This is a genomic window from Colwellia sp. 6M3 (genome assembly GCF_014077595.1).
GTDB lineage: Bacteria > Pseudomonadota > Gammaproteobacteria > Enterobacterales > Alteromonadaceae > Cognaticolwellia.
This window is the reverse complement of sequence record NZ_JACGWF010000229.1, coordinates 1-363: the sequence shown is the minus strand read 5'-3', so window position 1 is coordinate 363 and position 363 is coordinate 1. Positions and strand designations below refer to the sequence as shown.

General features: G+C 35.3%; 1 rRNA gene. It reads left to right on the top strand.

Annotated features, from left to right (window positions below):
• Positions 1 to 76: ribosomal RNA gene (locus tag H4J50_RS19170) — 16S ribosomal RNA — on the top strand; the annotation flags it as partial.
• Positions 77 to 363: the final 287 nt, after the last annotated feature.

The following is a 363-nucleotide window of genomic DNA, read 5'->3' as shown; positions in this document are numbered from 1 at the left end:
CACGGAGTGATTCATGACTGGGGTGAAGTCGTAACAAGGTAGCCCTAGGGGAACCTGGGGCTGGATCACCTCCTTATACGATTTAGAACTTATTTGTTCGTAGTGTCCACACAGATGATTGTTAATTAGTGCTTGTTCTTCGGAATAACTAATTAATATGCTCTTTAAAAATTTGGAAAAGCTGATAATAAAATTCTGATGAATAACATTGTTATTTATCAAGAGTTTTCAAAAGTAAAAAAAGAATGGTAGCAGTACCATTCAGTGCCATTTAATTAACTCTTATGAGTTGATTGATTGGTATCTACTTTAGTATTCAATATTGACTTCTGGCGAAGTTAAACTGTCACACAACAAAGACCC